This is a genomic window from Pseudarthrobacter chlorophenolicus A6, assembly GCF_000022025.1.
In the GTDB taxonomy this organism is placed as follows: domain Bacteria; phylum Actinomycetota; class Actinomycetes; order Actinomycetales; family Micrococcaceae; genus Arthrobacter; species Arthrobacter chlorophenolicus.
On sequence record NC_011886.1, the window covers coordinates 720,504 to 733,677 of the forward strand.

Annotated in this window: 14 protein-coding genes; 7 read left to right on the top strand and 7 right to left on the bottom strand. The window is 65.8% G+C overall.

The window, feature by feature from the left end:
• Nucleotide 1 precedes the first annotated feature (1 nt).
• Nucleotides 2-253, bottom strand: a complete 252-nt coding sequence (gene purS / locus ACHL_RS03395; protein WP_015935902.1) for a phosphoribosylformylglycinamidine synthase subunit PurS — start codon at nt 251-253, stop codon at nt 2-4.
• Between the two features lie 267 nt (nt 254-520).
• On the opposite strand from purS, the gene ACHL_RS03400 reads away from it, so the two are divergent.
• Together ACHL_RS03400 and ACHL_RS03405 are read left to right on the top strand one after the other, a co-directional pair.
• On the top strand, nt 521-706 hold the full coding sequence (locus ACHL_RS03400; RefSeq protein ID WP_015935903.1) for a hypothetical protein: 186 nt from the start codon (nt 521-523) through the stop codon (nt 704-706).
• Between the two features lie 113 nt (nt 707-819).
• Nucleotides 820-4,149, top strand: coding sequence for a S8 family serine peptidase (locus ACHL_RS03405; RefSeq protein ID WP_015935904.1), 3,330 nt, complete (start codon nt 820-822; stop codon nt 4,147-4,149).
• 108 nt (nt 4,150-4,257) lie between these two features.
• On the opposite strand, the gene ACHL_RS03410 is transcribed toward ACHL_RS03405, so the two are convergent.
• The 4 genes from ACHL_RS03410 to ACHL_RS03425 all read right to left on the bottom strand — a co-directional run bounded on the left by ACHL_RS03410 (nt 4,258) and on the right by ACHL_RS03425 (nt 6,738).
• Nucleotides 4,258-4,635: a hypothetical protein gene (locus ACHL_RS03410; protein ID WP_015935905.1), complete on the bottom strand. Its 378-nt coding sequence runs from the start codon at nt 4,633-4,635 to the stop codon at nt 4,258-4,260.
• Nucleotides 4,613-5,575 (bottom strand): hypothetical protein, encoded by a 963-nt coding sequence (locus ACHL_RS03415; RefSeq protein ID WP_015935906.1) that lies wholly within the window; start codon nt 5,573-5,575, stop codon nt 4,613-4,615. Before ACHL_RS03415 ends, ACHL_RS03410 begins: the two co-directional genes overlap by 23 nt.
• Complete coding sequence (locus ACHL_RS03420; protein ID WP_015935907.1) at nt 5,562-6,149, bottom strand: SSI family serine proteinase inhibitor; 588 nt, start codon at nt 6,147-6,149, stop codon at nt 5,562-5,564. Before ACHL_RS03420 ends, ACHL_RS03415 begins: the two co-directional genes overlap by 14 nt.
• 121 nt (nt 6,150-6,270) lie before the next feature.
• Nucleotides 6,271-6,738, bottom strand: a complete 468-nt coding sequence (locus tag ACHL_RS03425) for a MarR family winged helix-turn-helix transcriptional regulator (protein WP_015935908.1) — start codon at nt 6,736-6,738, stop codon at nt 6,271-6,273.
• Between the two features lie 76 nt (nt 6,739-6,814).
• Here ACHL_RS03425 and ACHL_RS03430 point away from each other — a divergent pair, with 76 nt between their 5' ends.
• Nucleotides 6,815-7,057, top strand: coding sequence for a hypothetical protein (locus ACHL_RS03430; protein WP_015935909.1), 243 nt, complete (start codon nt 6,815-6,817; stop codon nt 7,055-7,057).
• A 166-nt stretch (nt 7,058-7,223) separates the two neighbouring features.
• The gene (locus ACHL_RS03435) at nt 7,224-7,439 is read left to right on the top strand and encodes a hypothetical protein (RefSeq protein WP_015935910.1); all 216 of its coding nucleotides are present in this window, start codon (nt 7,224-7,226) and stop codon (nt 7,437-7,439) included.
• A 102-nt stretch (nt 7,440-7,541) separates the two neighbouring features.
• Here ACHL_RS03435 and ACHL_RS03440 read toward each other — a convergent pair whose 3' ends face one another.
• Entirely contained in the window at nt 7,542-8,900 is a 1,359-nt protein-coding gene (locus tag ACHL_RS03440) for an aspartate kinase (RefSeq protein WP_015935911.1), read from the bottom strand.
• 206 nt (nt 8,901-9,106) lie between these two features.
• Between ACHL_RS03440 and ACHL_RS03445 the strand changes: the two genes are divergently transcribed.
• From ACHL_RS03445 to ACHL_RS03455, 3 genes are all read left to right on the top strand, one after another.
• Nucleotides 9,107-10,066 (top strand): ABC transporter ATP-binding protein, encoded by a 960-nt coding sequence (locus ACHL_RS03445; RefSeq protein WP_015935912.1) that lies wholly within the window; start codon nt 9,107-9,109, stop codon nt 10,064-10,066.
• Nucleotides 10,063-11,196 (top strand): ABC transporter permease, encoded by a 1,134-nt coding sequence (locus ACHL_RS03450; protein WP_015935913.1) that lies wholly within the window; start codon nt 10,063-10,065, stop codon nt 11,194-11,196. Before ACHL_RS03445 ends, ACHL_RS03450 begins: the two co-directional genes overlap by 4 nt.
• Before the next feature lie 259 nt (nt 11,197-11,455).
• Nucleotides 11,456-12,490 (top strand): hypothetical protein, encoded by a 1,035-nt coding sequence (locus tag ACHL_RS03455; RefSeq protein WP_015935914.1) that lies wholly within the window; start codon nt 11,456-11,458, stop codon nt 12,488-12,490.
• A gap of 60 nt (nt 12,491-12,550) precedes the next feature.
• Here ACHL_RS03455 and recR read toward each other — a convergent pair whose 3' ends face one another.
• Complete coding sequence (recR, locus tag ACHL_RS03460) at nt 12,551-13,150, bottom strand: recombination mediator RecR (protein ID WP_015935915.1); 600 nt, start codon at nt 13,148-13,150, stop codon at nt 12,551-12,553.
• Nucleotides 13,151-13,174: the final 24 nt, after the last annotated feature.

Below are 13,174 nucleotides of genomic sequence, written 5' to 3' on the forward strand. Positions count from 1 at the left end.
GTCAGGCCTCGACGACCTCGACGTTGACGACGTCCTCGATCACGGGGTTGGACAGGAGGGTTTCAGCGGCGTCGCGGGCCTGGGCCAGGATCTCCTCCGTCACCTCGCCGTCCACGGTCAGTTCGAAGCGCTTGCCCTGGCGGACAGAGCTGAAGCTGGTGAAGCCGAGGCGGGGAAGAGCGCCGACAATCGCCTTTCCCTGGGGGTCAAGAATCTCGGGCTTGGGCATGACGTCAACAACGATCCGGGGCATCCGGCAACTCCTGTGCGTGAGCTTGGGTAAGGGCGCAGCGGAGTGATGCCGTCTCACGCCGTACCGGTGTTGGGGGCACACTGTAAGGCAGTGTTCCAGACTTTGTGGACGGGCGCTCCGCGAGCTTGCCCTATCATTCTACCGGCCCGGCGGCCCCACCCTGTATTCGGTAGATCCACGTCACGGCCGGGCACACCGAAGAAGAATCCGGCGCTTGTGGCCAATCCCCCTATGGAGTTGAAAGGGACCCTTCACTAGGATGACGGGATGGCAGAGAATTCGAAGTCCGTCCTTTTGCCAGTGATGGCCGCAGCCGTATTTGCCGGCCTGGGCCGGATGGTCTTCCAGAAGATCAAAGCCGACCGCCGTGCCCGGGAAAACCGCACGGCCGGTCCGGTGGACGAGAAGACCCGGCAATGGATCAGCGAAGTGGTCCGGACCCCCCGGCAGTAGTGTCCTGCCGGGTATTCTTGCGCCCCGCCTCGCTTGGGCAGGGCTTCCCGGGATGCCCGTCTGTGTCTCCGCCAGCGTTGTTTTGACTGGCGAAAATTCGCCGTTTGTGCCCTATGTCATATTGGGCTATCAGTCTGTACTCTGTGAACCGGCTGGTCTTATCGAATTACAAAACCTGTAATTCCCTGTACCAAGCCGGTCGTTTCCGGCCCTCTAATCCTGACAGGCCGGTTCGTCGTGAAAGGGTGCACGTGAAATTAACAGGAAAGAGCCCTGCAAGGGGCGGCGGGTTCCGGAGGGCAGCTGCGTTCTCCGTCGGGATTCCGCTGCTTCTTGGTTCAGTGGCAGCCGCGCCGGCCACGGCAGCCCCCGCCACGGGGCAGGTTCCGTCGGTCCAGCAGAAAGACCTTGACCCCAAGGACTACCAGGCCGGCAGGTACATCGTGGTGCTGGCGGAAAAGCCCGCAGCCACCTATGCAGGCGGCACCGGCGACCTGAGCGCCACGAAGCCGGAAAGCGGAAAGAAGCTCGACGCCGGACGGCCGGAGGTGCAGCGCTACCAGCAGCACCTCGAAACCCAGCAGCGCGAGATTGCCAAGGACGAAAGTGTCCAGATCAAGCGCAACTTCACCGCCGCCATCAATGGTTTTGCTGCTGACCTCTCCGCCGACCAGGCGCTGAAGCTGGCCAAGGACCCGAAGGTCCTCATGGTGGCGCCGGATACGGAGAACGCGCCGGACTACTCCACCACCGATTTCCTCCAGCTCTCCGGCCCGCAAGGCATCTGGAACACATCCTTCGGTGGAACTGAGAACGCCGGCAAGGGTGTTGTGGTGGGAGTCATCGACTCCGGCTACACCCCTTCCAGCCCTTTCTTCGCCGGAACCGACGTCAAGCCGCTGGCCGGAAACCCTGAGGTTGGCGTGCCCTACCGGACGGCAGACGGCAAGATCGCCATGCTGAAGTCCGACGGCGACACGTTCGAGGGCGAATGCCAGAAGGGTGAGGGTACCGGTGCAGCCTTCGACGGCAGCGCCTGCAACTCCAAGGTTCTCAGCGCCCGCTACTTCGCCGATGATTTCAAGAAGTACGTCCCGGAGGCCAACCGTGCCCCCGAAGAAGTTCTCTCACCCGTTGACGTCGGAAGCCACGGCACCCACACCGCCAGCACCGCCGCCGGAAACGCGAACGTCCGGGCCAACCTGGGCGGGCGTGACATGGGCATCACCGGCGGCATCGCTCCGGCGGCCAAGCTCTCCATCTATAAGGTCTGCTGGGAAGACACCGACCCCAACACCGGCGGCTGCTACAGCTCCGCATCGGTGGCCGCCATCAACCAGGCGATCCTGGACGGCGTGGATGTCCTGAACTACTCCATTTCGGGCAGCACCTCCACCACTACGGACCCGGTTGCCCTGGCCTTCCTTTCCGCCGCCTCAGCCGGAGTCTTCGTTTCTGCATCCGCGGGCAACAGCGGCCCCACGGCCAGTACCGTGAACCACGGCGCACCCTGGCTCACCACTGTCGCTGCATCGTCCTTCTCCACCGAACTGCAGGGAACTGTTGAATTCGAGGACGGCAGCAAGTACCGCGGCGCCAGCCTCATGGCCAACAACGTCCCGGCCAGCCCGCTGGTCCTCGCCGCATCGGCTGCCGCAGCAGGAGCCGCCAGCCCCGAACTCTGCGGACCGAACACGCTGGACCCCGCCAAGGTGGCCGGCAAGATCGTTGTCTGTGACCGGGGAGTGGTTGACCGCGTGGCCAAGAGCGCCGAGGTCAAGCGCACCGGCGGCGTCGGCATGATCCTCGTCAACGTCACTCCGTCCTCCGAGGACGTGGACCAGCACGCCGTTCCCACTGTCCATGTGAATCCGCCGGCAACGCAGCAGATCAAGGACAAGCTGGCGGCCAACCCCGCCATCAAGGCCGCGCTGGTGAACAAGGACACCACCGGCCTGCCGCAGGAGCCTCAGCCGCAGATCGCAGGATTCTCCTCACGCGGCCCGCTGCTGGCTACGGATTCCGACCTGCTGAAGCCGGACGTCGCTGCTCCCGGCGTCGCCGTGCTGGCCGGCGTTTCACCCATCGGTGAAGCCGGCGCCCAGTTCGGCATGATGTCCGGAACGTCAATGGCCGCCCCGCACGTGGCAGGCTTCGGAGCGCTGGTGCTGGGCAAGAACCCCACCTGGTCGCCGGCAACGGTCAAGTCCGCCATGATGACCACCGCTACGGACGTCAAGAACGCGGACGGCAGCCGTAACACGGACGTCTTCGCCACCGGCGCCGGCCAGGTGTCCGTTGCCAAGGTCCTGGACCCGGGCCTGGTGTACGACGCCAACGAGACCGACTACCTGAAGTTCATCCAGGGAACCGGGCTGGACCTGGGCATCCCGGATCTGGGAACCACGGCGCCGCGTGACGTGAACGTGGCCTCGTTTGCACTCGGTGCGCTGACCGGCAGGACCGAGGTGACCCGCACGGTGACGGCGCTGACCCCCGGCCTGTACCGCGCCCAGGTGAATGTGCCGGGCGTCAAAGTCACGGTGACCCCCTCGATCCTGAACTTCAGCGCGGTGGGTGAGAAGCGGACGTTCAAGGTCAAGTTTGAAAACGCCTCCGCCCCCACGGGCCAGTTCGCCATGGGCAGCCTGGTCTGGCAGGGTGCCGGCAAGAACGTCGCTTCTCCGGTAGCGGTCCGTCCGCAGTCCGTGGTGGCACCGGCGAATGCCGCGTTCAGCTCAGTGGGCGGCACCGGCCAGGGGAAGATTCCCGTGGTGTCCGGCACCAACGCGCCGGTCAGCATGACGGTGGACGGCCTGTCCAAGGCGGATTCGACGGCCGTGGAACTGGTCCCGGGGCCGTTGGCCCTGGCGAACAACACTTCCAACGCCATGAAGCAGGTGACGGTGGCGGCAGGCTCGCCGCTGGCCAAGTTCTCCGTCTTCTCCTCGGACGAGAACGCTGACTTCGATCTCCTGGTGTTCACCCCGGACGGCAAGCAACTCGCCTCGCAGACGGTGTCCGCCAGCGAATCGGTGTCCGTCGCCAATCCCAAGGCCGGCGTGTACACAATGTTCGCCAACCTCTACGCAAGCCCCAACGGACAACCCACCAAGGCGTCGTTGGATGCTGCGGTCCTGGGTGCCAACGTGGGCAACGCTTCGGTGAGCCCCAACCCGCTTCGGCTGGCAAACGGCACTGCCGGTGACGTGACGTTGTCGTGGCAGAACCTCCAGCCGGGTTCCTACATCGGGCGGGTCAACTACTCCGGCGGTGCCACCCCCACTTTTGTTTCGGTGGTAGTGACACCGGGCGCCGGTGCCGTGGTCCCGGATGACGAGCAGACGGACCCGGGCAAGAAGGACAAGAAGGACAAGGTCAAGAAGGAAAAGAAGAAGAAGGAGTTCCAGGACGAATCGGGAAGCTCCAACCTGGGAATCTAGGCCGCAGCCTCTCAAGAGGCCCGGAGCCTGGACAACCGGATAACTGATGGCCGGCGGAACGACTGCGATCCGCCGGCCATCCTCGTTTCGGGTCGGGAAGCTGTCCGGCTAGGTGGTGCCGGCCGCTCCGGCAGTTCCGCCCAGCAGCGGAGCAAGGGCCCGCCACCGGGAAATTTCGCAGCCATCAGTCAGGGTCAGCGTGGTGTGAACGCGCTTGCCGTGGAACGTCCCCGTGACGACGGCCTGCTGGGGCCCGCCATACTGCTGGGTACACAGGCGCGGCGGCCCGGGCTCCGGAAAGAAGATCGCCGGTCCATGTTTTAGGACGGCGTCAAGGGCCGCCTGCGGGTCCGGTACTGTCGAGGCGGGGGACGCCTTGCCGTTGCTGGCCTGCAGGGTGAACTCATGGTGCGGGCCGTCCGGGGTTTCACTGAGGTTGATGACCAGGTGAACGGATCCGGGATCAGGCTGCGCCTTGTTCTCCATGGACTTCTCCTTCCCCGGGCCTGGTGGCCCGGCCTGTGGCCTCCGCCAAAGCCGCTGCCAGCCGGCCCCGAAGTGTTGCCGCTTCCTGGGCAAAGCTTCGCTGCCGGGCAACATAGTCGGCCTTACCATCGGCGGTCTCGATCCGGATGGGCGGGTAGCCCCAGCCGGCGAGGTCGTAAGGGGAGGCCTGCATATCCATGGCACGGATCCGCCACGAAAGCTCGAAGCAGTCCATGACCAGCTCGCTCGGAAGTGCCGGAAGCAGCTTGTAGGCCCATTTGTAGAGGTCCATGTTGGCGTGCAGGCAGCCGGGCTGTTCCATGTGCCGTTGGGAGTCCCGAGTGGGAAGGTGCTCATTGAGCGGCAATGCATCAGGGGTATAGAAACGGAACGCATCAAAATGCGTGCAACGGATGCGGTTATCCTCCACCACCTGGTCGGTTCCCTCGGAGCCCAGGCGCAGCTTCAGGTATTCGTGGCGAAGGTCGAACTTGTCCTGGCGGTACACCATGGCCCATTCGTGCAGGCCGAAGCAGCCGAACTGGGCAGGCCTGGCCGCCGTTCCGCGCAGGATGATCCCAGCAAATGCCACCGCGTCCGCACGGTCCGCCAGGAAGGCGGCCCGGTCGAAGGTGACCGCCGTGCTTCCCGCAGGCAGGCCGAGCGCAGCCAATTCGCCGTCGTCGAGCACCCGGTAGTGCTTCCAGCCGCGCCGGGCCTCGCCCGCACTGCCCGCCAGGACGGTTGCGGCGCCCGGGTGCCAGCGGCGAAGCTGGCCCGGTTTTTGCGTGTAGTAGGTGAAGAGGAAGTCCTCCACCGGGTGTTTCCGTCCGGCGGACCTCCGCTCCAAGTAGGGATCGGCGTAGCGGCCGACGCGCAGCTGGTGGGCCTCTTCCCTCGCACGCCACTCGTTCGCCGCCAGGAGCTTAAGTTGCTCCACCGGCGCCTCCCAGGATGTCTTTCGCGGCGTCCCAGGCGCTGATCTCGCAACCGTCCGTGCGGGCAAAGGATGCCTCGACGGCGGTTCCGTCAACCACGCCGCTCACGGTCGCCTTTTCCGGTCCGCCATATTGCTGGGTGCAGGCCTGGGCCGTGCGGGGCGCCGGGTTCAGCAGGGCCGCGTTCCGTTTGAGGGCGGCGCAGGCTGCGTCAGCCGTCGGGTGGCTGCTTTCGACTGCCGGCACTCCGGCTTCGCACACCAGCGTGTAGTTCAGTGCGGCCTGGCCTTCTGCCGGAATGACAGTGATGGCAAGTTCGGCATTGCCCTTGCCGGGCCCGGCCGGCAGTGCGGACGGGGAAGCGGGCGGCGGGGCCGGAACTGAGGTTTCGGTGTCAGGGGACGGGGTGGCTGTTGACGGAGGCACGGTTGCCGAAGACGTGGCGGAGGAGGTTGGCGACTGTGCCGGGGAAGTGGATGAAGGCGGTGGATTGGCGCCGTCCGGGCCGCCGGTGCAGGCGGAGAGCAGCCCTGCAGTGACGGCAAGGGCCGCGATGTGAAGCCGCAGGTTACGCATGGTCCGACGCCTCATTCATGCCTCGATTCTAGCTTCCCCGGGTTGTGCCGCCTTTACCCGGTGGGTGACGCTGCTTGCGCTGATCCGGGCTGGTGCGCTGGAGGCGTGCGTGCTGTGTTGCCTACGGCTCCCCGCTGCCGGACGTGGCGGCGATGAGCGCCATCATGCTGGCGTGCAGTTCGGTGACCTGCCCGCGGGTGAGTCCCAGCCTGTCCATCATGGTGCCGGGAACCTTGAGCGCCTCCTGCCGGAGGGCGGCGCCCTTCGGCGTGAGTTCCACCGAAAGGGCACGTTCGTTCCCGTCTGCCCGTTGCCGGGTGATGAATCCGGCCGCTTCAAGACGGCGCAACAGCGGCGAAATAGTGGCCGGTTCCTGGGCCAGGGCTTCGCTGATGTTCCTGACGGTGCGGGGACTGGCTTCCCAGAGGGCGAGCATGACGAGGTACTGCGGGTGGGTCAGGTTCAGTCTTTCGAGGACGGGCTTGTAGGCGCCCACGACGCTGCGGGAAGCCACGGTCAGGGCGAAGCACAACTGGTGCTCCAGGAGCAGGTCGTCTTCGCGGGCGTCCGGGGCTGCTGCGGTGGTCATCAATCCTCCAACTGTTAGTGCACTAATAATTAGCGTACACTTTTGTTAGGCAGAATGTCAGATGGAAGGAAAGATCATGGCCAGGCGCAATACTGAAGACAGGGGCAATGCTTCCCAGCGGTTCATGCGGGCCACCGGCAAGTTGCGGGCAGTCTTCGGGCCGGCCAACCGTTCCGCCCTCGGCCACGCCATGACCGAGGAAAACCGCCGCCTGCTCGCTCAGCGCGAGGCTGAAAGCCAGCAGTGGGAAACCATCACCCGGCCGGACGGGAGTACCTACGTGGTGCCGAAGGATCCGGGCGACAAGTCCCTGCGCTGACAGGTAAGCGGCCCGCCCGCCAGCGGATCCGCAGCCGCTTCACGCCGGGGGTTGAGGCTCCATATTCCGGAGCTTTTTGCCCTTCTCCGGCGTAAAATGAGGGGCACCGGCTCCCGGGTGGAGCCAACGGCTCATTTCCTCGCATCGGGGAAGGGGGTGGGAAACAGTGGCACACGTACTCAGCGGATTCATGAGCATGACGGACCGGCTCCGCTTCTTCTTCGGTCCAGCGACCCGGCTTGATGCCGATACTCCGGTGATCCACAGGCACGACGATTTCGAGCAGGCCTCGGAAGAGGACCTTTCGCACTTCGTGGTGGAAACCGACTCAACAGGCCACCACTACGCCGTCCGGCGCGAAGACCTGGAACGGGAAAGCTGAACCATTCCGGTACACAGCTCCCAGGCCGCACAACATAAAGGAGCCGGGCCGCCTTTCCATAAACGAATGGAAGACGGCCCGGCTCTTGCTTGCCTGCGAAGGTCAGCGGCCGGTGCCGCCGTAAACGGTGGCTTCGTTGTCGCTGTCCAGCTCGAAAGCATTGTGGATCACGCGGACAGCCTCATCCAGCAGGTCTGCATGGGTGACCACGGAGATCCGGATTTCCGAGGTGGAGATCATGTTGATGTTGATGCCGGCGTCGGACAACGCCTTGAAGAAGGTGGCCGAGACACCCGGGTGGGACCGCATGCCGGCGCCGATCAGGGAGAGCTTGCCGATCTTCTCGTTGTATTCGATGGTTTCGAAGCCGATCTTGTCCTGCGCGGCGTGCAGGGCGGCAAGGGCATCGGCGCCCTCAACGATGGGCAGCGTGAAGGAGATGTCGGTCTTGCCGGTCCCGTGGGTGGACACGTTCTGGACGATCATGTCGATGTTGGAATGGGCATCGGCAATGACCTGGAAAATAGCGGCGGCCTTGCCCGGAATATCCGGAACGCCCACAACGGTGACCTTGGCTTCCGAGCGGTCGTGCGCAACGCCGGAGATGATTGGCTGCTCCAAGGCAACTCCCTCTTGAGTGGTGATCTTGTCTTCGGCGCTGGGAATGACCCAGGTGCCTTCGTGCTGGCTGAATGAGGAACGGACGTGCAGCGGCACGCCGAACCGGCGGGCGTACTCGACGCACCGGAGGTGCAGGATCTTGGCGCCGGACGCCGCAAGCTCCAGCATCTCCTCGCTGGAAATGGTGTCGATCTTCTGGGCGGACGGTACCACCCGGGGATCGGCCGTGTAGATGCCGTCCACATCCGTGTAGATCTCGCAGACGTCAGCTTCCAGTGCCGCAGCCAGGGCCACCGCTGTGGTGTCCGAACCGCCGCGGCCCAGGGTGGTGATTTCGTTGGTGCTCCGGCTCATGCCCTGGAAGCCGGCCACGATGGCAATATTTTCCTTGTCCAGCGCGGTGCGGATGCGGTGCGGGTCCACATCGATGATGCGGGCCTTGCCGTGGATGCCATCGGTGATCATGCCGGCCTGCGACCCCGTAAAGGATTGTGCCGACGCACCGAGCTTGTTGATGGCCATGGCCAGCAGGGCCATGGAGATACGTTCGCCGGCGGAGAGCAGCATGTCCATCTCGCGGGCGGGGGCGGAGTCGGTGACCTGGGCGGCGAGCTCCAGGAGTTCGTCGGTGGTGTCGCCCATGGCGGAGACCACCACAACAACCTCGTTGCCGGCCTGCTGGGCGTTTACCACCCTGGCGGCAACGCGCTTAATGCCGTCAGCGTCCGCCACGGAGGACCCGCCGAACTTCTGCACGATGAGTTGTTTGGTTACCGCACCGCCGGCCTGCAGGCCCTGCGGCTGCGTCGCGTTGTGCACTTCGGTAGTGGGCGTACTCATGGCGCATACCTTCATCGGATCAATGGGATTTTCGGAAGCCAGGCAGCGGGGCGGCCCGGCGTCCTCCGACAGTTTATCGCCGCCCGTACCGCGCCGTTGAATTGTGACCGAATCTCAGCCCGGAGGACGACAGTCCGGCCATGTCCGCTGGCGTACGCTGGGAGGATCAGCACAACGCAACACTGTGGGGGACAGGTGCGCACACTATGGCAATAGTTTCGGAACAGCCCGGCGGGCAGCAGGTTCCCGACGGCGGCATCACGGCCCAGGGGGTGAGCCGCAGCTTCGGCGCCGTCCGCGCGGTGGACCATATGGACTTCCACGCCCCGGCGGGCAGGGTGACGGCACTCATCGGCCCCAACGGCGCAGGAAAAACCACCCTGCTTCTCATGCTGGCCTCGTTACTGGCCCCGGACCAGGGCACCATTACTGTTGGCGGCCTGGACCCGGTCCGGAACCGCGCGGAGGTGCGAAGCCGGCTGGGCTGGATGCCGGACACCCTGGGCGTGTGGGAATCGCTGACGGCCCGGGAGATCCTGACCCAGATGGCCAGGTTCTACCGGTTGCCCGCGTCCGGGATCGCCCCGAGGGTCACCGACATGCTGGAGCGTGTCCGGCTGGCAGACCTCGCCGACCAGCCCGCCCGGGTCCTGTCCCGCGGGCAGCAGCAGCGGTTGAGCCTGGCGCGCGCACTCATCCACGATCCGTCCGTGCTGCTCCTGGACGAGCCTGCATCAGGCCTGGACCCGGGCTCCCGCATTGAGCTGCGGACCACGCTCCGGCAACTCGCCGCCGAAGGAAAAGCCGTGGTGGTGTCCTCACACGTCCTCAGCGAACTTGACGAGATCGCGGACGGTGCAGTGTTCGTGAACAACGGCCGCACCGTCCGGCAGCAGACCACCGAGGAAGCGGCCGCCGCTGGCCGCCGCTATGCGATCACTGCCGCCGATCCAGCCGCGCTCGCCGCGGAACTGGCGCGGCTGGGGCTCGACTTCCGCCGTGAGGAAGGCCGCCGGCCGGGTGTCAGCCTCGTTCTGCACAACGAGCTCGGGGCGGAGCGGCTCCTGCGCGACCTGGTGCTTGCCGGCGTCGGAATCCGTTCCTTCGCCCCGGCCGTTGGCGCGTTGGAGGAGACCTACATGAACCTCGAGGGGGAACGGCGATGAGCAGCATGACGGAAAACCGGGAAGAGTCTGCCCGCCGCGCAGCGCCCGGCCCGTACCTGGCGGGGGTAGCGCATGTGGTGGCATTGGAGCTGAAGCAGCGGCTCCGGTCCCGCGGCTGGTACATCATGCTGGCCATCTGGTTCGCCTTGACCGGACTGGTGACTTGGCTAACGTGGGCGAGCTGGAGTGCCTCGAATGCCTTCCGGCGCGACTTCGGTGACGTGTCTGGAACAGCGTTCACGGGCCCGGGTTCGCTGATCTTTGAGGTGGTGCTGGCCTTTGTCCTGCTGTTCGCCCTTCTGGTGGCACCGGCATTGTCGGCCAACGCCGTGAATGGGGACCGGGCAGGCGGCACCTTGGCCATCCTCCAGGTCACGCTGCTGGAACCGGGCCAGATCCTTTGGGGCAAGTTTTTTGCGGCCTGGGCCGCGGCCCTCGCGTTCCTGGTGGCCAGTACCCCGTTCCTGGTGATTGGCGTGGCGCTGGGTGGCCTGACTCCCGCATACATCCTGGTGTCGGTGGTGATGCTGGCCGTTGAGGTAGGCATTGTTTGCGCCATCGGCGTAGGCATTTCCGCGCTGGCCGGCCGCCCGCTGTTTTCCATTGTGGTGACCTATCTGGCCGTGGCCGGCCTGGTGGTGGGCACCGTGATCTCCTTTGGGCTGGGTACCGGGCTGACCCAGGGCACGGTGATGGCCAACAACCCCCAGTACCGTGAGTACGCGCCGCTGCAGTCAGAGCCCACGGACGCCGCATACACCTGTGCCGGACCCCTGCGGGAACAGTCCGCCATGCACACCGAACGGGTGGCTTGGACGCTTGCCATGAATCCTTTCGTAGTGGTGGCGGACGCCATTCCGTATCCGGACAGGACGTCGCAACAGAACTTCACATCCATCGGTGCGATCGAAGGCATCAGCCAGGCAGCCCGCCAGGCCATGGCCGGGCCGGAAGGGACCACTGCATGCGTCAACGGCAAGGTCCGGCCCACATATCTGGGGCAAAAGACCCCGTTGTGGCCGTTGGGGCTCGGCCTCCAACTCGTGCTGTCCGGCCTCCTGCTGTGGCTCGGCTGGCGTTCGCTCCGGACGCCGGCCCGCAAGCTCGCCCGCGGGACCCGCATCGCCTGAACGCGCCGGCGGGTCTGATTCCGGCGCCGGCGGGCGGGACCTTTAGAGGTTAAGCCTGGCGGGATCTGGACAGCCCGGGGCCGGTATCCCACGATTGAACCAGCTGTAACTCAGCTGGCCGGCAGCCGCCGGCCGCTTCCGGGGCTGGGGCCTGTCCAGGGAAGGCGGACCCGACGTGACCGATCAGCGGCAACCTTCCGAAAGTCCCGCGCCGGAGCCTTTTTTTGAGCCGATCGGCAGGGACCCTCGCCCGCGAGGCATGGATCCTTCCGGATCCCCGGGCGCAGGGGATGACGCCGACGACGACGGCGGGGGTACGGCCGGTCCGGCGTTCCGGGCGGCGCTGCTTTCGGCTGTCGTGGCCTGGCGCGTCAGTATCGTTTCGCTTCGCTTTTGGGCCGTTGCGGTGGGCGCAGCGTGTGCGGCGTGGGCCTTCGCTGCAGGCCTGGTGTGGTTGATGGCCGGTGCGGAAGGCGACCAGGCCGGCCTGCTTCCTGCTGCGCTGCTGGTCTACGTCTTTGCGTCCTCGCTGCTTCCGGCGGCGGCGGCCCTGGTGGGGATGCACTGGGGCATGTCCTGGCAGCTGCGGCAAGCCTCGGCCGGAGAGCACCATTCGGGTTATCTTGCCTCCGTTTTGGCAACTGCAATGCAGGGCCTGGTGTTCGCCCTGTTAGTGCTGGTCAGCCTTCTCATCCAGGCAGTGGCTGCAGGTGGCCCGGGATCCGTTGCTGTCACCGCGGCTGGGCTGGCTGCGGTGGAAGGGATCCTGTTCGGTGCGATGGGTGTTGCGGGGGCTGCCCTGGTGGGTCGTCCTGTCCTGGTAGGCGTGGCGGGTTGGGCATTAGGCCTGTTCCTCGTGGTGGGGACACCTGTTGCCGGTGCGCTGCTGGTGCCTGCCGTCCGCTCCGAAGAACCGGTTACCGTGGCCCTGAACGTGCACCGGGACGCAGACGGGACTCCCGTTGCGTACGAGTGCTCGCAGGTCCCAGCCGGGACTGTTGAGGTTTACCGCACGGAGCGGATCATGTGGGTGCCGGCTGTGAGCCCCATTGTGGTGTTGATGATGCTGACCGGCGAACCGGGGCCAGGGCAGGAACTGCCCGGCTTGCTTTCGGAGGAGCTGCAGACCGCTGCCGACGGCACCGGAGTTCCGTGCGTCAATGGGGAACCGAGGAGCATGGATTCGCCGAGGACGCCCCTCGCAGCGGCCGGCCTCCTGCTGCAGGCTGGCCTGGCCGGCGCCCTGCTGGGTGGCGCGCACGTGGCGGCGTCCCGCCGTCGTCCGCCTGCCTGACAGATTCCGCGGCTTTGCACTTGCCGAAAACCGGACTCCTGCCTGCCTGTCGCTCGGGGGTTAGCCCAGGGCGTTCCGCCGGCCCTCGAACGCGCGGCCCAGCGTGACCTCGTCCGCGTATTCCAGGTCGCCGCCCACGGGCAGCCCGGAGGCCAACCTCGTGACGGCAATCCCGATGGTCTTGAGCATCCGTGCCAGGTAGGTGGCCGTCGCCTCGCCCTCCAGGTTGGGGTCGGTGGCGATGATGACTTCCTGGATGGCGCCGTCATTCAGCCGGGTGAGCAGCTCACGGATGCGCAGCTGTTCGGGGCCGATGCCGGCAATCGGATTGATGGCTCCGCCCAGCACGTGGTACCGCCCGCGGAACGAGCGCGTACGCTCCACCGCGAGGACATCCTTGGACTCCTCCACCACGCAGATGAGGGCCGGATCGCGGCGCGGGTCCCGGCAGATGTTGCAGAGCTCCTGCTCCGTGACGTTGCCGCAGACAGTGCAGAACTTGACCCGGTCCTTGACCGTGGTGATGGCTTCCACCAGCCGTTTCATATCCTGCGGGTCTGCTTCAAGGATGTGGAATGCCAGCCGCTGCGCCGACTTGGGACCGACTCCCGGAAGGCGTCCGAGCTCGTCGATAAGCTCCTGGACCGCACCTTCGTACACAATTTCCTCTTTAGCTTGGTTTGG

What these genes read in the sequence shown, in the direction of transcription:
- ACHL_RS03400 (WP_015935903.1), top strand. Translation starts at nt 521, where the DNA reads ATGGCAGAGAATTCGAAGTCCGTCCTTTTGCCAGTGATGGCCGCAGCC.
- ACHL_RS03425 (WP_015935908.1), bottom strand. Translation starts at nt 6,738, where the DNA reads ATGACCACCGCAGCAGCCCCGGACGCCCGCGAAGACGACCTGCTCCTG.
- purS (WP_015935902.1), bottom strand. Translation starts at nt 253, where the DNA reads ATGCCCCGGATCGTTGTTGACGTCATGCCCAAGCCCGAGATTCTTGAC.
- ACHL_RS03450 (WP_015935913.1), top strand. Translation starts at nt 10,063, where the DNA reads ATGAGCAGCATGACGGAAAACCGGGAAGAGTCTGCCCGCCGCGCAGCG.
- ACHL_RS03440 (WP_015935911.1), bottom strand. Translation starts at nt 8,900, where the DNA reads ATGAGTACGCCCACTACCGAAGTGCACAACGCGACGCAGCCGCAGGGC.
- ACHL_RS03410 (WP_015935905.1), bottom strand. Translation starts at nt 4,635, where the DNA reads ATGGAGAACAAGGCGCAGCCTGATCCCGGATCCGTTCACCTGGTCATC.
- ACHL_RS03405 (WP_015935904.1), top strand. Translation starts at nt 820, where the DNA reads ATGTCATATTGGGCTATCAGTCTGTACTCTGTGAACCGGCTGGTCTTA.
- ACHL_RS03420 (WP_015935907.1), bottom strand. Translation starts at nt 6,149, where the DNA reads ATGCGTAACCTGCGGCTTCACATCGCGGCCCTTGCCGTCACTGCAGGG.
- ACHL_RS03455 (WP_015935914.1), top strand. Translation starts at nt 11,456, where the DNA reads ATGGATCCTTCCGGATCCCCGGGCGCAGGGGATGACGCCGACGACGAC.
- ACHL_RS03445 (WP_015935912.1), top strand. Translation starts at nt 9,107, where the DNA reads ATGGCAATAGTTTCGGAACAGCCCGGCGGGCAGCAGGTTCCCGACGGC.
- ACHL_RS03430 (WP_015935909.1), top strand. Translation starts at nt 6,815, where the DNA reads ATGGCCAGGCGCAATACTGAAGACAGGGGCAATGCTTCCCAGCGGTTC.